19 protein-coding genes are annotated in these 19355 nt (G+C 73.2%); 3 read left to right on the top strand and 16 right to left on the bottom strand.

The window, feature by feature from the left end; genetic code table 11:
* Positions 1 to 73: 73 nt before the first annotated feature.
* The 14 genes from ACSC1Q_RS31060 to ACSC1Q_RS30995 form a co-directional block, all read right to left on the bottom strand.
* Complete coding sequence (locus ACSC1Q_RS31060; RefSeq protein WP_436762244.1) at positions 74 to 679, bottom strand: TetR/AcrR family transcriptional regulator; 606 nt, start codon at positions 677 to 679, stop codon at positions 74 to 76.
* 547 nt (positions 680 to 1226) lie between these two features.
* Positions 1227 to 1913, bottom strand: a complete 687-nt coding sequence (locus ACSC1Q_RS31055) for a phosphatase PAP2 family protein (RefSeq protein WP_436762243.1) — start codon at positions 1911 to 1913, stop codon at positions 1227 to 1229.
* A complete protein-coding gene (locus tag ACSC1Q_RS31050) occupies positions 1910 to 3043 on the bottom strand; it encodes an ATP-binding cassette domain-containing protein (protein WP_436762242.1) in 1134 nt (377 codons plus the stop codon). Before ACSC1Q_RS31050 ends, ACSC1Q_RS31055 begins: the two co-directional genes overlap by 4 nt.
* Positions 3040 to 3699 (bottom strand): ABC transporter ATP-binding protein, encoded by a 660-nt coding sequence (locus ACSC1Q_RS31045; protein ID WP_436762241.1) that lies wholly within the window; start codon positions 3697 to 3699, stop codon positions 3040 to 3042. The genes ACSC1Q_RS31050 and ACSC1Q_RS31045 overlap by 4 nt, the downstream gene beginning before the upstream one ends.
* Positions 3687 to 4313: a hypothetical protein gene (locus tag ACSC1Q_RS31040; RefSeq protein ID WP_436762240.1), complete on the bottom strand. Its 627-nt coding sequence runs from the start codon at positions 4311 to 4313 to the stop codon at positions 3687 to 3689. The genes ACSC1Q_RS31045 and ACSC1Q_RS31040 overlap by 13 nt, the downstream gene beginning before the upstream one ends.
* 158 nt (positions 4314 to 4471) lie before the next feature.
* Positions 4472 to 5155 carry a response regulator transcription factor gene (locus ACSC1Q_RS31035; RefSeq protein ID WP_436762239.1) on the bottom strand — a complete coding sequence of 228 codons (684 nt, stop codon included), beginning with the start codon at positions 5153 to 5155 and terminating at the stop codon, positions 4472 to 4474.
* Positions 5156 to 5259: 104 nt separating this feature from the next.
* Positions 5260 to 6333, bottom strand: coding sequence for an ABC transporter ATP-binding protein (locus tag ACSC1Q_RS31030; protein ID WP_436762238.1), 1074 nt, complete (start codon positions 6331 to 6333; stop codon positions 5260 to 5262).
* The gene (locus ACSC1Q_RS31025) at positions 6330 to 7841 is read right to left on the bottom strand and encodes an ABC transporter permease (RefSeq protein WP_436762237.1); all 1512 of its coding nucleotides are present in this window, start codon (positions 7839 to 7841) and stop codon (positions 6330 to 6332) included. The genes ACSC1Q_RS31030 and ACSC1Q_RS31025 overlap by 4 nt, the downstream gene beginning before the upstream one ends.
* A 113-nt stretch (positions 7842 to 7954) precedes the next feature.
* A complete protein-coding gene (locus ACSC1Q_RS31020) occupies positions 7955 to 9028 on the bottom strand; it encodes an iron ABC transporter substrate-binding protein (RefSeq protein WP_436762236.1) in 1074 nt (357 codons plus the stop codon).
* 234 nt (positions 9029 to 9262) lie between these two features.
* Positions 9263 to 10159, bottom strand: coding sequence for a M56 family metallopeptidase (locus ACSC1Q_RS31015; protein ID WP_436762235.1), 897 nt, complete (start codon positions 10157 to 10159; stop codon positions 9263 to 9265).
* Positions 10156 to 10539 (bottom strand): BlaI/MecI/CopY family transcriptional regulator, encoded by a 384-nt coding sequence (locus tag ACSC1Q_RS31010; protein ID WP_436762234.1) that lies wholly within the window; start codon positions 10537 to 10539, stop codon positions 10156 to 10158. Before ACSC1Q_RS31010 ends, ACSC1Q_RS31015 begins: the two co-directional genes overlap by 4 nt.
* 67 nt (positions 10540 to 10606) lie before the next feature.
* Positions 10607 to 11485 (bottom strand): iron uptake transporter permease EfeU, encoded by an 879-nt coding sequence (efeU, locus tag ACSC1Q_RS31005; protein WP_436762233.1) that lies wholly within the window; start codon positions 11483 to 11485, stop codon positions 10607 to 10609.
* Between the two features lie 85 nt (positions 11486 to 11570).
* On the bottom strand, positions 11571 to 12161 hold the full coding sequence (locus tag ACSC1Q_RS31000; protein ID WP_436762369.1) for a DedA family protein: 591 nt from the start codon (positions 12159 to 12161) through the stop codon (positions 11571 to 11573).
* 152 nt (positions 12162 to 12313) lie between these two features.
* The gene (locus ACSC1Q_RS30995) at positions 12314 to 13573 is read right to left on the bottom strand and encodes an MFS transporter (protein ID WP_436762232.1); all 1260 of its coding nucleotides are present in this window, start codon (positions 13571 to 13573) and stop codon (positions 12314 to 12316) included.
* 67 nt (positions 13574 to 13640) lie between these two features.
* On the opposite strand from ACSC1Q_RS30995, the gene ACSC1Q_RS30990 reads away from it, so the two are divergent.
* Positions 13641 to 14984, top strand: a complete 1344-nt coding sequence (locus ACSC1Q_RS30990) for a sensor histidine kinase (protein ID WP_436762231.1) — start codon at positions 13641 to 13643, stop codon at positions 14982 to 14984.
* 47 nt (positions 14985 to 15031) lie between these two features.
* Here the strand turns inward: ACSC1Q_RS30990 and ACSC1Q_RS30985 are convergent, their stop codons facing one another.
* Positions 15032 to 16396, bottom strand: a complete 1365-nt coding sequence (locus ACSC1Q_RS30985) for a sensor histidine kinase (RefSeq protein WP_436762230.1) — start codon at positions 16394 to 16396, stop codon at positions 15032 to 15034.
* Positions 16393 to 17058, bottom strand: a complete 666-nt coding sequence (locus ACSC1Q_RS30980) for a response regulator transcription factor (RefSeq protein ID WP_436762229.1) — start codon at positions 17056 to 17058, stop codon at positions 16393 to 16395. Before ACSC1Q_RS30980 ends, ACSC1Q_RS30985 begins: the two co-directional genes overlap by 4 nt.
* Positions 17059 to 17218: 160 nt before the next feature.
* On the opposite strand from ACSC1Q_RS30980, the gene ACSC1Q_RS30975 reads away from it, so the two are divergent.
* Positions 17219 to 18034: a COG4705 family protein gene (locus ACSC1Q_RS30975; RefSeq protein WP_436762228.1), complete on the top strand. Its 816-nt coding sequence runs from the start codon at positions 17219 to 17221 to the stop codon at positions 18032 to 18034.
* Positions 18031 to 19158, top strand: a complete 1128-nt coding sequence (locus tag ACSC1Q_RS30970) for an AbrB family transcriptional regulator (protein ID WP_436762227.1) — start codon at positions 18031 to 18033, stop codon at positions 19156 to 19158. The genes ACSC1Q_RS30975 and ACSC1Q_RS30970 overlap by 4 nt, the downstream gene beginning before the upstream one ends.
* Positions 19159 to 19355 lie beyond the last annotated feature (197 nt).

Below are 19355 nucleotides of genomic sequence, written 5' to 3'. Positions count from 1 at the left end.
CCCCGGACGCCTCCCGTACCCGTCCCGTACCCGTAGAGCCCGCCCGCTCAGGGAACGCGGAAGCCTCCGCCCGCTACGGCGGCGGGGGCCTGCGCCCCTGAAGCTGGGCGATGCCCATGTCCAGGGCCGCCTCCAGATGGGTCGTCCGGCCGGTGGACATCTGGATCAGGACACCACCCTGGATACCGGCGAGCAGGGCGGCCGCCGCCCGGTCGGGATCCAGGTCCGGATCGATCTCACCCGCCTCCTGCATGTACCGCACACCGACCGCGATCTCGGCCTGCCAGCGGCGCATCAGCTCGGTGACCACGGCCCGGGCGCCGGGCGTGCCACCGTCCAGCTGTGACATGACAGAACCCAGCGGGCACCGGTCACCCTGCTCGCGGTAACGCTCGACGACCCTGTCGCGCCACAGCCACCACCCGGCCCAGGACGTGAGATCACCGAGCTGGGGCTGCTGGTCGGACAGCACACGGTCGGCCTCGAAGCGGGCCACGGCCAGCAGCAACTCCTCCCGCCCGCCGGGAAAATAGTGAAACAGCTGACTCTTGCTCGTCGCCGTCATCGCCAGCACGTCGTCGAGGGTCGTGGCGGCCACCCCGTGCTCACGGATGTACGCGGCCGCACCCTCAAGAACACGCTGCCGCGTCGCGGCCCCCTTACGGGTCAGCGAACGCATGACACCCCCCGAACTGCGCCTTGCCCCACTTTACGGCGAACGCCCCGCGACGAACGGCCGGGGAACCGCCCCCGGACACCAGGACCCCGAAGCGGCGATCACCGGCATCACCCACCCCGGGATCCCGGGCGACCTCCACCGGCCACGACGAACCCGTCACCATAAGATGGCCCTCCCGCCGCTCCCCCCTCCGCCGCGGACAAGGCCCCGACGGAGAAACCCCTCGAACAGCCCGGCAGCCCCCACCCGCCCGGCGCTCGTCAACGGCCTCGCCGGCCTGGTCAACACCGTCGACGACCAGCTCGTCTCCGTCATGAGCTTCACCGTCTCCAACGGCGGGATCGCCACGATCGACATCCTGTCCGACCCCGACCGGCTGGCCCGGCTCAACCTCCGAGGCGAACAAGGCGAATACTTGCCCTGACGACACGGGGAGAGGCCACCTGCGTGATCGTGACGGCGTCGTCCTTCGACTTCACCAACGGCTTCCACGACACCGCCAACGCGATGGCGACCTCGATCGCGACATCCCCTCCCGTTCCTCTCGTCATGACGACACCGTGGTACGAGGACGCGGGCGGCCGGCGTCGTGGCGTCGCCACAGTGCCAGGGCGATGAGGGCTCCGGCGGGAGCGGTCAGGCAGGAGCCGATCACGTCGGTCGGGTAGTGCACCCCGAGGTAGAGGCGGGCGAAGGCCTGCGCCGTCACCAGGACGGCGCCGATGATCACCACGGCGCGGAACCGGCGGGTGTTCCGGGCGAGGACGGCCAGGGCCATCACCAGCACCAGGGTGATCGACACGTGCCCGCTGGGAAAGCTGTCGTGGCCGTACTGGGTGATGAGCTGGTGGTCGAAGGGCGGGCGCGGGCGGGCCACCACGGCTTTGAACAGCGAGCTCATGCCCCAGCCCGCGGCGATCATCGAGACGGTGGTCGCCGCGGCGTGGAGGCGTCCGGTCGTGATCAGGATGGTCGTGAGCAGCGCGGTGAGGGCGATGGCGGAGATGGGGGCGAAAGCGACGTCGAATCCTCGGGCGACGGTGCTCAGCCAGGGGGTGCGGACGCTGTGGACCAGCTCGTCCAGGTGAAGGTCTGCGCGTGTCCAGGCGGCGGTTTTCGACAACGAGCCCAGCAGCGCGGCGAGGATCAGCGACAGCAGGGGCAGGCGGAGCGCGGCGAGGCCCGGACGCTCCGGTGCCGTCTTCTCGGAGTGATCTTCCCGGCTGTCGTTCATGGGAGTTCTCCGATCACAGGTCGCGCAGGACGGTCAGCGGTGGGCGGCGGGCGGCTCGTAGCGCGGCGGTCCCGGCGCTGAGGAGTCCCAGGGCGGCGACGGCGCCGAGGTAGGGCCAGGGCGCTGGGCGGCGGATCGAACACGCCGCTCAGGACGGTGACCAGCATGTGTGACAGCGCCCAGCCGCCCAGCGCCGCGAACAGGGTGGTCCCGGCGCCGACCACGGCGACCTCGGTCCAGACGAACGCGCCGAGCTGGCGGGGCCGGGCGCCCAGGACGGCGGCCAGGGCGAAGGTGCGGCGGCGTTCGGTGAAGCCGAGGATCAGCAGCAGCGCGGTGGCGGTGAGGGCCAGGGCGAGGCCGAGGGTCAGTTCGACGGTGGCCAGCCCGCCGAAGTCGACGGCGGTGAGGCTGGAGCCGATCACTTTGCGGGTGGTGTCCAGGTCGGTGATGTGCGAGTGCGGGCCCATGATGGTGCGCAGCCGGTCGGCGACGGTGCCCGCGGGGGTGCCGTCGGTGCTGACCAGGAAGGAGCCGACGGCGTCGGAGCCGGTCCGGGCGGCCACGTAGGCGGCGTTGGCGACCAGGAAGCTGTCGCGGGGGGCGGTGGGGAACTCGGCGGCGACGCCCGCGTAGTGGAAGGTGACGGTTCGCAGCTGCCCGGTGCGGCCGTCCTGGAGGCGCAGGCGCAGCTGGTCGCCGAGGTGCAGCTGGAAGTCGTGGACGGTTTCCTGGCTCACCAGGATCGCGTCGGGCCGGCGGGCGAGCCGGTCCATCATCGTGCGCGCGCTGCCGCCGACGAAGTAGGCGTCCTGCAGGCGGGTGGTGCGCGGCAGGGTCGCCGGGCGGATGCCGTAGAGGTCCTGCAGGTCGGAGCCGACGTAGGCGAAGCGGTGCTGGAGCGGTTCCACTCCGGCGGGGACGTCCTGGCGGTGGATCTCTCCGGTGGTCGGTTCGTCCAGTCCCGCCAGCAGATGCAGCAACGTCGTCTTGCCCGACCCCGAGGAGCCCACCACCGCGATCCGGCCGCCGTCCTTGACGGCGCAGGTCAGGCCGTGGACGGCCACGACCGCGTCGCCGCCGGTACCGTAGGTGCGCGAGACTCCGGCGCAGCGGACGATCGTCGTCATGCGATCCGCCCGTCGTGCAGGGCGACGACGCGGCCGGCGAAACGGCGGACCGCGGGGCTGTGCGAGGCGATCACCACCGCCGAGTTCTGGTCGGCCCGCTCACGCAGCAGGGTCAGGACGCCTTTCTCGATGCCGCGGCCGAGTTCGGCGGTCGGCTCGTCGGCCACCAGGACCGCCGGGCGGTTGGCGAGCGCGACGACCAGGCCCGCCCGGGCGGTCTCACCCCCCGACAGGGTGCTCGGCCAGGCCCTGGCCCGCGTGCTCAGGCCGGTGATGTCGAGGACCTGGTCGGCCCAGCGCGGGTCGCGGCGTCCGGCGACCTTCTGGGCGAGGTCGAGGTTCTGGCGGACGGTGAGGTGCTCGATCAGGTTGCCCGACCGCAGGAGCACCCCGACGCGGCGGGCGCGGAGCGCGGCCCGTTGCGCCTCGGGACGGTGGCTGATCCGGATCGAGTCGATCCACACGGCGCCGCCGTCTGGTTCGTCCAGCCCCGCCAGGCAGGCGAGCAGGGTGGACTTGCCCGATCCCGAGGGACCGGTGACGACCACGACCTCCCCGGCGGCGACCTCCAGGCTGACGCCGCGCAGCGCTTTGACCTCCTCGTCCCCGGCCCGGTAGAAGCGGTACAGCTCCTGGGCGCGGATCATGGACGCCATCGGAAGGAGTCGGAGATCGTGCGCCAGGGGTCGGCGTTGTCGGAGCCGGCCGGGCCCGACAGGGTCAGCACCGCCTCCTGGGCGTCGCGGTGGAAGTCGTAGCGTTCGGCGTCCTCGCGGATGACCTTGCCGGTGACCGGGTTGGGCGCCGAGTCCACCTGGTAGGCGATGCGTACGGCCCGGCCGCCGGCGCGGGTGAGCGTGTTGATCGCCGTGAGGGCGAAGTCGCCGCCGGCCGCCTGGAGTTCGGCCACCTCCTGGACTTTGGCCGCCTCCAGGGTGGGAGCCGTCGAGCGGCGCCTGACCGTGATCGTGAGGGTGTTGAGCTTGTCGGTGAACCTCACCGCGGAGGGGGTGGTGGTGCGTGCCCAGCCTTCCGGGACCTTGATCTCGTACAGCCTGCCGCGGTAGGGGACGAAGGCGGTGTCGTCGGGGATGTCGCCGGGCGGGCTGGACTCGGTGGCGTTCGGGTCCGGCTCCCGCACCGGTGTTCGCGCCGTCGCGGCGGCCGTGGCCGGGTGGGGAGGGGAGGAGGCCGCCTGCGTGCCGCCGCAGGCGGCCACTACGGCGAGAGCCGCCAGCAGCGTCACCGGGAAATATGGATTTTTGCCCATATTTGACACGGTAGGAACCGGCTGGTCAGCGCCCGTGCAGCAGACGGTGAGCGCCCGATGAGCGGTTGGTTAGTTTTGCGCTTACCTTGGGTTCGAGGCACTGAACCGGTGGAGACCAGACGCTCCGGCCGGCCCCGCCGCGTCGTCGCCGGCCCGTGTCAGAGATCTGTCTCGTAGCGGTAGCCGCGCCCGCGCAACGTGGTGATCCGCTGCGGGTCCTCCCCGTACTCGCCGAGCTTGCGGCGCAGGGCGAACACGTGCACGTCCAGGGTCTTGGTCGGCCCGAACCAGTTGGCGTCCCAGACCTGCTCCATCAGCTCCTCGCGGGTGACCACCTCACCGGCGCGACACGCCAGCACCGCCAGCAGGTCGAACTCCTTGGGCCGCAGCATGACCTCCTCCTCGGCGACGTAGGCGCGCCGGGCGCGCAGGTCCAGGCGCAGGCGGGCGACGGATACGCTGGACTCGTGCTGCGGCAGGGTCTGGCGGCGCAGATGCGCGCGCAGCCTGGCGAGCAGCTCGGTGAGCCGGAACGGCTTGGTCAGGTAGTCGTCGGCTCCGGCGTCCAAGGCCACCACGACCTCAAGCTCCTGGACGCGGGCGGTCAGCACCACGATCACCACCTGCGGCAGGGCCGTGCGCAGCCGCCGGCAGACCACCACCCCGTCGGTGTCGGGAAGACCGAGGTCCAGCAGGACGAGGTCGGGGACGGCCTGGCGCGCCTGGTCCAGCGCCTCGGCCCCGGTGACCGCCCAGCTCACCTGGTAGCCGCTGCTGGAGAGCGCCTCGGTCAGCTCCGAGCCGATGGACGGGTCATCCTCGACGATCAGTACCCGCGTCATGTAACCGATGGTAGGGACCCCGGCGGGCGGGCACGGGAGCGGCGCCGGTCGTTTCGGCTCCGCCCGGGGCGAGCCCTTCGGATGGGCGGATCCCCTGGGAGGGGTCATCCGGCACCGTGCCGGTCCGGCCAGGCCCTGGCCACCCCCTCCACGTGGACGCCGACCCTGGTGCCGGTGGTCATCGGGCCGGTGGGAGCCGGTACGCGCGCGGTGACGTGGGTGCCGTCGGGCAGTTTCAGGGTGACGAGCGCGTCGTGGCCGTGGAAGTCGTCGCCGGTCACGGTCGCGATCACGGCCCGCGGCGCCGGCGCTGTGGTGATCTTGACCTGTTCGGGCCGCACCAGCACGGTGAGCGGCCCGTGGCCCGCGGGAAGATCGGCCACCGTGACCGGGCCGAGCGCGGTGCGCACCGTCGCCGTATCGCCGCCGTGCCCGAGTCCGGGTCCGGCCGGTACGGGCAGCACGATCGCGTCGCCGACGAAGGCGGCCACCCAGGCGTCGGCGGGCCGGTGGTAGACGCCCGTGGGGGAGTCGTCCTGGACGATGACGCCCTCGCGCATGACCGCGATCCGGTCGGCGCTCGACAGGGCCTCGCCCTGGTCGTGGGTGACGAGGATGCCGGTCGCCCCGTCGGCGCGCAGCGCGGCCCGCACGTCGTGCCGCACCTCGGCGCGCAGGCCGGCGTCCAGCGCGCTGAACGGCTCGTCCAGCAGGACGAGGGAGGGGCGTGGCGCCAGGGCACGGGCGACCGCGACCCGCTGCTGCTGGCCTCCCGACATCTGGTGCGGCATCCGCGCGCCGTACCCGGCCAGGCCGACCAGGCGCAGCACCTCCTCGACCCGGCCGCGGCGGCGGTCGGCCCGGCTCAGCCCGTAGGCCACGTTGTCGCGTACCGACAGGTGGGGAAAGAGCGCGCCCTCCTGCGGCACGATCACGATGTGGCGCCGCTGGGGCGGCGTGTGGACGGCGGGGCCGGCGAACACGCGCCCGTCGACGGTGATCTCGCCCGCGTCGATCCGCTCGAAGCCCGCCACGCACCGCAGCAGGGTCGTCTTGCCGCAGCCGGAGGGGCCGAGCACCGCGGTCAGGCTGCCGCCGGGCACGGTCAGGTCGACACCGGCCAGGGCGGCGACGGGCCCGTAGTGCCGGGTGACGCCGCGCAGTCGCAGCGTGCTCATGTCCGAGGCTCCTTGCTGAGAATCCCGGTGCGTGCGGCCAGCAGCCAGGTGGGTACCGATGACAACGCCACGAGCAGCGCCGCGTAGGGCGCCGCGCCGGCGTAGGCGGCCACCGCGGTGTTCGACCACAGTTCGGTGGCGAGGGTGTCGACGCCGGTCGGGCGCAGCAGCAACGTCGCCGGCAACTCCTTCACGCAGGTGAGGAAGACCAGTGCCGCGCCGGCGCCGATGCCCGGCAGGGTGAGCGGCAGGGTCACGGTGCCCAGCACCGCCAGCGGCCCGCGGCCCAGGGAGCGGGCGACCTCTTCGAGGACGGGCGGCGCCTGGGCGGTGGCCGCGGCGACGGCGGCGACGGCCAGCGGCAGGAAGAGGGCGCCGTAGGCGAGCGCGAGCAGCCAGGTCGTCTGATAGAGCGGGTAGGCGACGTTGATGCCGAAGAACACCAGGGACAGGCCGATCACCACGCCGGGCAGGGCGTGGCTGAGATAGCCGAGCCGCTCCAGCGCCCCGCTCAGGCGGCCGGGCACCCGGGCGCTCAACACCCCCAGCGGCAGCGCGAGCACCATGGTCAGCGCCGTCCCGGCCAGCGACAGCCACAGGGAGTTACCGGCGGCCGCCGTCACCTCCGGCCAGGTTCCCGGCCGGGAGACGCCCTCGGCCATCCGCCGGGCGAGGCTGAACGCGGTGACGCCGACAGCCGCCACCGCGACGGCGAGCAGGGCGGCCACGGCGAGCGGGCGCGCCCGGCCCAGGCCGACCCTGGCCGGTGGGCGGCGGGTGCCGCCCAGCCGGGCGTAGCGGGCCCCGCGCCGCCGGGTCGCCCCCTCCCCGGCCAGGATCAGCACGGTCAGCGCCACGAGCACGGTCGACAGCACCAGCGCGCCGGTACGGTCGAAGCCGAGGTCGAAGGCGAGGAAGATGGCGCGGGTGAAGGTGTCGGCCCGAAGGATCGAGACCGCGCCGAAGTCCGACAGCACGTACAACGCCACCAGGAGCCCGCCCCCGGCGACCGCGGGGCGGATCTGGCGCAGCGTCACCCGCGTGAAGGTGTGCCAGCCGCCGTGACCCAGCGAACGCGACACCTCTTCCTGGGCCGGGTCGCCACCGGCCAGGGCCGCGGCCACCGGCAGCAGGACGTAGGGGTAGGAGCACAGCGTCAGCACCAGCGCCGCCGCCCAGAACCCCTCGAAGCCGTCCACCGCCGACACCCAGGCGAAGCCGGCGATGTAGGTCGGCACCGCGAGGGGCAGGACGGCCAGGACGGCGAGGAGGCGGCGGCCCGGCAGGTCGGTGCGCACGATCAGGAAGGCCGAGCCGACCCCGAGCAGCAGGCAGGCCGCGGTCACCACGGCCGCCAGGGCGAGCGTGCCCGCCGCCAGCGCCGCGACCCGCCCGGTGAACAGTTCCCCGGCGATCCGGGCCCAGCCCGCCTCGGCGGTCCGTACGGCCAGGTAGGCCAGCGGGATCAGGGCGACCGCCACGGCCAGCACGGACAGCGTGAGCAGCACGGGCCGTGGCGGCCGGCCGTGGGTCCTCGACCGGCCCGCGTCCCGCGCCAGGCGGCCGGGGCGAGGTGCGGATCCGGCATGGTCCGGCCGCGCGGCGAAGGGCGGTGACGTTCTCAGGGGACCAGTCCCGATTCCCTGATGAGCGCGATGGTCGCCTCAAGCCGGTCGAGGTCGTTGAGGTCGACCGCGGGAGCCTTCAGCTCCTGCAGGGCGGGCACTCCCGCGGGCGGGACGGCGTCGGCCAGGACCGGGTACTCGAAGGTCTCCTCGGCGAAGTACTTCTGGGCCTCGGCGCTGAGCAGGTAGGTGACGAGGGCCTGCGCGTCGGGGTTCTGGGCGGCCTTCCTCAGCACGCCGACGCCCGCCACGTTGACCAGGGCGCCGCTGTCGCCGTCGGGGAAGAAGTGCAGCTTGGCGGTGAGGGTGTCGGGCGTGGTGCCCTTCTCCTTGGCCAGCTCGCCCAGGTAGTAGTGGTTGATCAGGCCGGCGGCGATCTTGCCGGAGTCGACCTCCTCCAGGATCGGGCCGTTGCCCTCGCGGATCTGCGGGTCGTTGGCCTTGAGCCCGGCGAGGAACTCCTTGGCCTTGTCCTGGCCGTGCTGCACCGTCACGGCGGTGACGAACGCCTGGAAGGACGCGTTGGTCGGGGCCACCCCGATCTTGCCCTTCCAGGCCGGATCGGTGAGGTCGAACACCGAGGCGGGCAGCTGGGCGGCGGGGACCAGGCCGGGGTTGTAGACCAGCACCCGTGAGCGGGCGGTGACGCCGACCCATTCGCCGCTCTTGGCGCGGTAGGCCGCGGGCACCTTGTCGAGCGCGGTGGCCGGGAGGGGGGCGAACAGGCCCTTCTTGGCGACGGCGCCGAGCGCGCCTGCGTCCTGGGCGAAGAAGGCGTCCGCGGGCGACTTCTCGCCTTCTTCGAGAAGCTGGGTGGCCATGGCCGCGGTGGCGGCGTAGCGGGCCTCGACGGCGATGCCGGTCTGCGCGGTGAACTTCTCCAGCAGGGGCTTGACCAGTGACTCGCTGCGCCCGCTGTAGACGGTGATCTTCTTGCCGGTCGCCGGGCTCGCGGCGGTTCCGGTGGCTCCGGTGGTGTCGGTGGCTGCGCCGCCGCACGCGGCCAGTCCGAGGACGAGCAGGCCGGTCGTGGCCAGGGTGAGCACGGTTCTGGGGAGGAAAAACGGCACCGCGGTGCTCCTTCGGTCATGGGAGGACGCCTCAACAACTACATCGCTGTAGAAGTTAGCAGAGGCTAACCTAAGAACGCACGGCGGGGCCAGAGGCGGTGCCGTAAAGGTCCGCAACCGGTTACCCGGCGACGGGGTGAAGGGGCGCGCGGACGCCCAGCGCCGTGATTTCCGCCGGTACGACGGCGCTCGGCTTCCCGTCGGCACGGCGGCGGGATGAAGGAGGCGGTTCGTTCAGCGCCCGGGTTCTCGCCGGCACGGGCGGCCGAACTCCGCCAGGTCGACGATGGCCTCCCCGGTCCACACCACCGACCCCAGCGCCACCAGGGCGGGGACCGCGAGCAGGAACGCGCCGCGCGGGCTGGGCAGCGGTTTGAGCAGGGCGGCGATCCGGCGCGGCACGGGCCCGGGAGCCCGCCGGCCCGCGAACGGCACCGCTCCCGACGGCGTCGCGCCGTCCGGGGACAGCAGGGCCGCCACGCCGATCGCCCGCGCCGTCGCCCTGCGATCACCGGTCTGCGCGGCGGCCTGTTCGTCGGCCCAGCGCTCGATCAGGTATCCCACCAGGTGGCGGACCCGCCACAGCAGGGGGTGCGCCGCGACGGCCAGCCGGCCGGCCAGCAGCCACCGGTGGTGATGACCGCTCAGATGGGCGTGCTCGTGCGCCACGAGCACCGCGTGGCTCTCCTCGCCGAGCGCGTCCAGCATGCCCTGGGTCACCACGATCCGGCCCGGCCGGCCCGGCTGTCCGGGAAGGGTGAAGGCGGCCGGTCGCCGCTCGGCCACCACCACGACGACGTCGCCGTCGGGCAGGGCCGCGGCCTGGTCACGGGCGGCGCACAGCGACCGCCGTTCTCGCCGGGCGCCGACGACGAAGGTGGCGGCGGCGAGCGTCAGGAAGGCCAGGGCGGCCCAGTACGGCCACTGCGGCGCGTCCCCCCGCGCGAGGGTCAGGACGGCGTGCGCCGAGACGGCCGCCACGCTCACCGAGCTCGCGGCCGCGACCACGACGGCGCAGGAGATGAAGACCACCGTCGCCGGTGCCGGCTGTTGCCGGTCGGCCAGCACCGCCATCGAGGCGACCAGGGCCGCGGGGGCGACGAGCGTCGACAGGACGAAATGGTCGATCATCGGGTTTCGTTCTCGTCGTCGCCCAGCAGCAGCCGCCGGACCAGTTCCTCGTCCCCGGCCGAGAGCCCGGAGATGAAGTGCGTCAGGACGGGCGCGTGGTCGGCCTCGGCGTCGAGCAGCCGTCTCATCCGCCAGGCGATCAGTCCCGAGGGGTCGGCGGGCGCGGCGTAGCGGTAGGCCCGCCCGGACCGCTCCCGCGTCACGACGCCCTTCTCGTGCAGCCTGGTCAAGGTGGTCACCACGGCGCTGTAGGAGAGTTCGCCGCCCCCTTTGCCGCTGAGCCGGGTCCGTACCTCGCCGGGCGACAGGGGGGCGGACGCCTCGTGCAGCACGGCGAGGATCTCCGTTTCCAGGGCCCCGGGGGACCGGCGAGCGTTCACCGGACGACCATAGCGGCCCCGCCCTCCAGCCCCGCCCACCGGCCCGGAAACCGCCCGCGGCACGCCGTCAGGCGGCTTTCTCGGCAGGCGAGGCAGGCGAGGCCGATGAGGAAGGTGAGGAAGGTGAGGCAGGCGAGGCCGGTCGCCGGGAGGACGGCGGGCGCAGGAAGAGTACGAGCGTGGGCAGCGCGTAGGCGACCCAGGCGAGGCTTTCCAGCACGGTCGGCTGCGCGGTGATGTTGAACATGCCGGAGACGAGCGCGCCCCACCAGGAGTCGGGCGGCAGGACGGCGCTGATGTCGAAGGCCTGGGCGGACAGGCCGGGCAGCAGGTTCGCCTCCTGCAGGTCGTGCACGCCGTACTTGAAGATGCCGGCGGCGACCAGGATGAGCAGCAGGCCCGTCCAGGTGAAGAAGGTGGACAGGTCGATCCGCAGCGCGCTGCGGTAGAGGCCCCAGCCGATCACGATCGAGGTGAGCAGTCCCAGGCTGATCCCGATCAGCGGGCTGGCCGTGGTGGTGGCGCCCTGGACGGAGGCGAAGAACAGCAGCGCGGTCTCCAGGCCCTCGCGGGCGACCGCCAGGAAGGCCATCACGACGACCGCGACCGGGCCCAGCCGCAGCGCCTCGGTGAGCCGGGAGCGCAGCTCGCCCGACAGGGACCACGCGGCCCCGCGCATCCAGAAGATCATCCAGGTGACGAAGACCGTGGCCAGCAACGAGGTGATCGCGTCGAACAGTTCCTGTCCCCGGTGCCCGAGACCGGCGGCGGTGAAGGTCAGCAGCGCGCCGAACCCGACGGACAAGACGGCGGCGGCGATCACCCCCGTCCACACGAGGGGCAGGCGGTCCCTGCGGTCGCTCTTGACCAGGAAGGCGACGAGCACGGAGACCACGAGCGCGCCCTCCAGCCCTTCACGCAGACCGATGAGATAACTGGCGAACACGTCACTCCTAGACGATGGGAAGACCTGCCTCGACGAGGCGGATGAACCTTTGAACCTTGATGTCACACAAAGCGGCAGATGCCGGTCAGGCCGGTTCGTCGCGGCGCCCGCGGCCCTGGGCCAGCCGCACCCAGACGAACACGACGATCGCGAGCACCACCAGGCCGACGACGACGTTGGTGGCGACGCCGGCGTAGGCCTCGACCAGCGACCAGTTGGCCCCCAGGAAGTAGCCGGCCATGACGAAGATCGTGTTCCAGACGAGGCTGCCGAGCGTGGTGAACAACGTGAAGGTGACCAGGGGCATGCGCTCGACCCCGGCCGGGATGGAGATCAGGCTGCGAAAGAGCGGGACCATCCGGCCGAAGAACACCGTCTTGCGGCCGTGGCGGGAGAACCACGCCTCGGTCCTCTCGATGTCGGAGACCTTGACCAGCGGCAACCTCGCCGCCAGGGCCACCGTGCGCCGCCTGCCCAGCAGCGCGCCGACGGCGTACAGCGCGAGCGCTCCCACCACCGAGCCGAGCGTGGTGCAGGCCAGCGCCGCCCACAGGGACATGCCGCCGGTGCTGGCGGTGAATCCCGCCAGGGGGAGGATCACCTCGCTGGGAAGCGGCGGGAACAGGTTCTCCAGGGCGATGGCGATGCCCGCCCCCGGCGCGCCCAGCGTCTCCATCAGCCCGGTCGCCCAGCCGGCGATCCCGTCCAGGGCGGCGGACGTCAGCACGCGAGGCACCCCCGAGATCCCCGGCTCTCATTGGCCAGGTGAGGGGTGCGGCGAGGAACGCGGTGCCTTACGTGCATACCGTCACGGTACGAACCGGCCCGTCAGCGCCCGATGAGGGCAAGGTTAACGCCGCGCTTACCTTCCGCCGCAAAGGGAGTGAGCGGCCGTCGCCGCTCCAGCAGCCTCATCGCCAGCGCGCACCCCCAGCCGATCACGGCCAGGACGGCCCAGGGCAGCCAGGCCAGGCCCCACCGCCCGGCGGCGTCCCACAACGTGCCGGTCAGCACGCCGCCGGCCGTGACCCCGATGCCCGACACGGTGGCGTACAGCCCGTAGTGGGTGGCGATCAGCCGCCCGCGGGACATCGCGACGATCACCTCCATCTCGAACGGGTGGATCAACATGGTGCCGAGCGCCAGGAGCGCGGCCGCGGCCAGCGCCGGCGCCATGGCGACGTACCAGAGGTGCCCGGGCAGGCCGGAGAGATCCGCGCCGGCCGTCGCCGCGAGCGGGACGAAGGCCAGCCCCATCGCCAGCAGGCCGGCGCTCATGGCGCGGGGCGCGGTCATCGCGCGGGCCGCCCGTGCGCCGACGCGGCCCTGCAGGGTGATGACCAGGAGCGCCGACAGCGCGAACATCACCCCGACGCCCAGCTCCCGCCGCGCGCCCACCGCCTCGCCCATGGCCAGGGGGAGCGTCAGGTAGACCTGGAAGGACAGCAGGTAGGCCCCCGACATCGCCAGCGAGAGGTGCCGGAAGGACCGGTTGCCCAGCACGGTCCGCCACCCCCCGCGCTCGCGCCGAAGCTCGGGGACCACGGCCGGCAGGCAGGCCCCCTGCAGGGCGGTGAGCAGCACGAACACCCCGGCCGCGACCAGCGCCACCACCCGGAAGTCCAGTCCCGACATGGCCAGCCCCACCAGCGGGCCGAGCAGCAGCCCCGCCTGCCCCGCCATGTTGAACCAGCCGAACACCCGCACCCGCCGGTCCGCGGCGGCGACGGCCAGCAGCGAGCGCGTCCCCGGATCGAACAGGGCCCCGGCGAACCCGGTCGCCGCCGACGCCACCACCAGGGCGCAGACGCCGTCGGCGAAGCCGAGCAGCGCGAAACCGGCCGCGCGCAGCGCGCACCCGGTCACCACCGTGACACGCGCCCCCAGCCGATCGGCCAGGTAGCCGCCGACCAGTGCCATCCCGCGCTGGCTCGCGTTGCGCACCCCCATCACCAGGCCGACCACCCAGGCCGCGAGATCGAGCTGATGGGTCAGGTGGAAGGCCAGATACGGCATCAGCATGTTGAAGCCGAGCCTGATCGTGAACTGATTGAGCAGCAGCAGCCGCACCAGATTCTCGTTACTCATAGTGAGATCGACGATACGAAAAGTAAGGTTAGCGCGGCGTTTACCTTCGACTTGCGATCCTGGCCCGATGCCCTCGACCCCGCCGCGACCAGCCCCGTTGCGACGGCGCGTGCTCGCCGCGATCACCGCCGTGGCGACGTTCACCGTCGTTTTGTTCGCGGTGCCGCTCGCCATCGCGGTCAGCCACCTCTACCGCGGCGAGACCATGGCCGCGCTCGGCCGCGACGCCACCTGGATCGCCGCCGCCATCCCCGACGACGACGTCGAGAGGGGAGCGCGGGCGATCACCCTGCCGGCCGACGTGCCCGCCGGGCTGACGGTCGGCGTCTACTCCACCTCCGGCCACCTCATGCACGGCGGCGGCCCCGCCGTCTCCGGCCTGGTCGCCGACGCCACCTACGGACACCCCCACGAGGGCGCCGAGGCCGGGTACCTCGTCGCCTCCGCGCCGATCCCCACCGACGAGGTCCAGCTCGGCGTCGTACGGGTCGCCACGCCGTACGAGGGCGTCGAGGAGCGCGTCCGTCTCGCGTGGCTGCTGATGGCCGGCCTCGCCGTCCTGGCCCTCGCGCTGGCCGCCGCCTTCGGGCTGCGCCAGTCGGCTCGCCTGGCGGCTCCGCTGGAGCACCTGACCAGGGCCGCCCAGGCGCTCGGCGAGGGGGACTTCTCCATCAGGCCACCCCGCTCGGACATCATCGAGGCCGACGCCGCCGGGCAGGCTCTGGCGGCCACCGCGCGCCGCCTCGGCGACGTCCTGGACCGCGAGCGCTCCTTCAGCGCCGACGTCTCCCACCAGCTGCGCACCCAGCTCACCGGCCTGCTCCTCGGCCTGGAAGCGGCCCTCACCCGGCCCGGCGCCGACCTGACCCGCACCCTCACCACCGCCGTCCAGCGCGGCCAGCGCCTGCACACCATCATCGACGACCTCGTCCGGCTGACCCGCGACACGCGCACCGCCTCCGAACCCCTCGACGTGAGCGCCCTGCTGCGGGAGGTGCGTTCCGACTGGCACGGCAGGCTCGCCGCCCAGGGCCGCCGGCTGACCATCACCCTGCCGGCGGAGCTGCCCTCGGTGGTCGCCTCACTTCCCGCCGTACGGCAGATCCTGCGGGTGCTCGTCGACAACGCGCTCGTCCACGGGGCGGGGGAGGTCCGCGTCGACGTCACCGAGGTCGGGGACGCGCTCGCCATCGAGGTCTGCGACCAGGGGAGCGGCGTCGCGGAGGAGGCCGACCCGTTCACGCGCCGCTCCTCCGCCGACGACGGGCACGGCATCGGCCTGGCGCTCGCCCGCTCCCTGGCCGAGGCCGAGGCGGGACGCCTGGTCCTGCGCCGCGCCTCACCGCCGATCTTTAGCCTGCTGCTGTCCCCGTCGGCGGAGACCTCGGCGGAGACCTCGACGGGGACCTGACCAACCTGGCGGGAACGTCTGCGACGTATCGACGCCGAACGCGAGGCTCAGGCCAGCGGAAGGCGCAGCTCGATCAGGCCGCCACCCTCGGGCGACACCCGGGGCGTCAGGGTGCCGCCACCGGCCTCGGCCAGCCTGCGGGCCAGCGCGAGACCCAGCCCGGCGCCCTGGCCGGGCGCGGTCGCCCGCCCCTGGGCGCCGGGAGCCAGGACGGCATCGAGCTCACCGGCGTCGAACCCGGGGCCGTCGTCGCCGACGGCGAACACCACGTCGCCGCCGGAGTCGCCGGAGTCGCCGGGGGCACCGGGGGCACCGGGGTCGCCGGACCTCCGGACGCGCAGCAGCACCGCCGAACGGCCGTAGCGCAGCGCGTTGTCCAGGAGCGGCTGGAGCATCCGCCCGACCACCTCACGATCACAGCCGACGACCAGGCCGGCGGCGCGCCCGGTGTCGAGCCGGATCTCCCGCCCCCGGGCCAGGCAGGCCCGCAGCGCGTCCGCCGCCACCTCGGCGACCGTGGCCGTACCGGCGGAGGGGTCGATGCTGCGCCGGGCCAGGCCGATCAGGGTGTCCAGGGCGGCGGCCATCCGGTCGGTCCCGTCGAGAACGTTCCGCAGCACGTCCCGCAGCTCGGCGGCCGGACGATCCCGGCGCAGGGCCACCTCCGTCTCCAGGCGCACCTGGGCCAGCGGGGTGCGCAGCTCGTGGGCGATCTCGGCGGTGACCCGCTGCTCGTGGCGCAGCGCCGCGGAAAGACGGCCGAGCAGGCCGTCCAGCGTCGCGGCCAGGCCCGTCAGCTCGTCGCGGGAGGGGCCGAGGCCGAACCTGCGGTCGAGGTCGCGTTCGGACCAGCGGGCCGCCTGCGCGGTCATCCGGGCGACGGGCCGCAGGGCCTGGGTCACCGAGCGCCGCACGAGCAGGGCGCCGAGCCCGAGAACCAGCACGTCGAAGACGAGCGCGCCGATCAGCGCGGTCCGCTCGGCGTTCTCGTAGGGGACCAGGGAGAGGGCGACCACCACGACCGCGTCGGGCGCCGGAGGCTCGCGCAAAGGGATCGCCAGCATCCTCAGGTCGTGGTCGATGTCACGGAAGGTGGGACGCGAGACCGTGCCGAGCTCGCGGGCCGGGGCGTCCAGGCGGCCGGGGACGGGCGGGCCGCTGACCGGGGCGCCGGCGGCGTCGAACACCCACACCCCGCTGTCGAGGACCTCGTCGAAGGGCGTCTCGTTGACCTTCAGCCGCCCCTGGAGGGTCGTCACGGTGGCCGCCGCCGCACCGGCCCGTGCCCGCAGGACACCGTCGGCGCCGCTTTCCAGCTGCCAGGAGAGCAGCATGTAGAAACCCGTGGTCAAGACGACGAGGGCGGCGGCGAGGGTCGCGCTCGCGGTGACGACGAGCCTGCGGCGGATCACCCGGCCGAGTATCCGACGCCGCGGACCGTCGTGATCGCCGACGCCTGGCCGATGCCGTCGAGCTTGCGGCGAAGCCGTACGACATAGGCGTCCAGGGTGTTGTCGTGGACGATCGCCCCCGAGGGCCAGGCCGCCGCGATCAGCGAGTGGCGGCGGACGACCTCCCCGCGGCGTGCCAGCAGGGCCGCGAGCAGCCGGAACTCCGTCGGGGTGAGGCCGACCCCCCGCTCCTCGTAGCGCACCTCGTGCGCCGCGGGGTTCAGGCGCAGGCCCGAAGGCGGCTGCGCGGCCTGGCCCGCGCGCCGCAGCAGGGCCCGCAGCCGCAACACCAGCTCCTCGAAGTGGAACGGCTTGGGCAGGTAGTCGTCGGCGCCCGCGTGAAAACCCGACAGCCGGTCGGTGATGCCCCCGCGCGCCGTGAGCAGCAGGACCGGCGCGTGCACGCCGCGTGCGCGCAGGGCCAGGCACAGATCACGGCCGTCGACGTCGGGAAGGCCGATGTCGATGATGAACACGTCGGGTGCGGGGCCGGTGAGAGCCCGCAGCAGGTCGGTCCCGCCGGCCACCGAGAGGCGGACCTCGAACTCCTCCTCCCGCAGGCCGCGGCCCAGACCGGCCCGCAGGGCCAGATCGTCCTCGACGATGGCGACACTCGGAGCCAAAGGATCGTCCCCCCTTTTTCCATGGCCGACGGGGTTCACCCACCAGGGTACGCGGCGCGGGAAACAGCGGGCACGGACACCGTCCGGAGTGCTCTCGTGCAGGTGAGGGGCCTGGAACGCAGTCAGGTTGCGTTCAGGTGAACCGTGTCAGCCTGGCGCGATGACAACCCATGCAGAACGGCCCAAGGCCACGCCGCGAGGCCGCCGGACGCTGAACAAGGTCCCGGAAGTGACGATCCACTTCTGGATCATCAAAGTCCTGTGCACCACGGTGGGCGAGACGGCGGCCGACTTCCTGAACGCGGACCTGGGCCTGGGCCTGACCAACACCACCTGCGTCATGGGCGGCCTGCTGATCATCGCGCTGGGCCTCCAGTTCGGCGCCAGGAGGTACGTGCCGGGGATCTACTGGCTCGCGGTGATCCTGATCAGCGTCGTCGGCACGCTGATCACCGACAACCTCGTCGACAACCTCGGGATCTCCCTGGAGGCGACCACCGTCGCCTTCGGCGTCGCCCTGGCCGTGACCTTCGTGGCGTGGTACGCCGGCGAGAGGACCCTGTCCATCCACACCATCTTCACGATCCGGCGCGAGGCCTTCTACTGGTCGGCCATCCTGTTCACCTTCGCCCTGGGCACCGCGGCGGGCGACCTGGCGGCGGAGGGGCTGGGCCTGGGGTACGGGGTGTCGGCGCTCGTGTTCGGCGCGCTGATCGCGCTCGTCGCCCTCGCCCGCTTCGGCGCCGGGCTGAACGCGGTCCTCACCTTCTGGATCGCCTACGTCCTGACCCGGCCGCTGGGCGCCTCGATCGGCGACTACCTGTCCCAGCCCCGCGCCGACGGCGGCCTCGGCCTGGGGACCATCGTGACCAGCGCGCTCTTCCTCGTCACGATCGCGGGCTTCGTGCTCTACCTGACCGCCACCGGGAAGGACGAGATCACCCCCCTGGCCGCCGCGGAGGGCGGCGGGGCGTGAACGCGCCCCGCGCGGGCATCGGCGGCGTCACCGGCCGGGCTGTCAGGATCGTCACGTGGGCGGCGGTCCTGGCGATCACCGTGGCGGCCGGTGAGCTGGGCGAACCGGCCCTGCCCTCCCCGCACATCCTGATACCGCTGCTTCTGGGACTGACGGCCGCGCTGACCGGCCTGGTGCGTGATCGCGCTCCCGCCGTGCTCAACCGTGCCTCCCAGGTGCTGCTCGGCGTGCTGATGGGAACCTACCTGGACCTGCCGTCACTGGGCCAGGTCGCCGGATCGATCGCGCCCCTGGCCGCGGTGACCGTGGTGACGCTCCTGCTGTGCCAGGCGGCCGCGTTCGCCATGGTCCGTCTCGGCGCAGTGGACCGGGCCACCGCCACCCTCGGCATGATCGCCGGGGGATCGGCCGCCGCGGTCGCCTCCGCCGACGACCTCGGCGCCGACGGCCGCCTGGTGGCGTTCATGCAGTATCTGCGGCTGGGCCTCGTCGTGGCGAGCACGCCGGTCCTGCTGAACTGGATCTCTCCCCGGCCCCAGCAAGGAGGCACCGGGGCCCAAGGCGGTGACGGCGGCCCCTGGCACCTGGTCTGCGGCCACGACCAGGCGGGCGGCCTGCTCGTGCTCGCGGTCGTCGCGCCGCTCGGTGTGCTGCTGGGCTCGCGCCTGAGACTGCCCAGCCCGGCCACGATGGGCCCCATGCTGGTGTCCGCCGCCCTCACCGTGAGCGGCCTCGCGCCCGGGTTCGCCCCCGGCGGGACGCTGCGGACCCTGCTGTTCACCACGATCGGGCTCGATGTCGGCCTGCGCTTCTCCCGGCGAACCGTGCGGCACCTACGCCGGATCCTGCCCGCCGCGCTGGCCTGCACGCTGGCCGTCGGCGCCGCGTGCGCGGCCCTGGCCTGGACGGTCTCCGCCCTCACCCACACGCCGTTCGGCGACACCTATCTCGCCACGACGCCGGGCGGGATCAACGCGGTCCTGGCGACGGCCTCCTCCGCGCACGCGAACCTGCCGCTGATCTCCAGCGTGCAGAGCCTCCGGCTGTTCGTGATGGCCTTCCTGGCGCCGCCGCTGATCCGCCTGACCGTCCGCGCATCCCGGACCGGCGTGCCGCGACGCTGACCGGCTTCCTTTGATGACGTCGAAGGCGGCGAAGTGCAGCCGGTCCTGGGCGGGCGTGACGATGCCCGCCTGATGCTCGCCGTAGAAGGGGAAGGGGGCGGAGGCGGAGGCGGCGTGCGCGGGGGAAGACTCGTGCGTCCACGAGCGGGCGGCGATCGCGGCCGCCACCCGCGGCCGCGACCCCGGCCGTGACCCCG

The sequence above is a fragment of the Streptosporangium heterodermiicola genome (assembly GCF_051390675.1).
Classification (GTDB): Bacteria; Actinomycetota; Actinomycetes; order Streptosporangiales; family Streptosporangiaceae; genus Streptosporangium.
The sequence above is the reverse complement of the archived record's forward strand: the minus strand, read 5'-3'. Positions and strand labels throughout refer to the sequence as shown.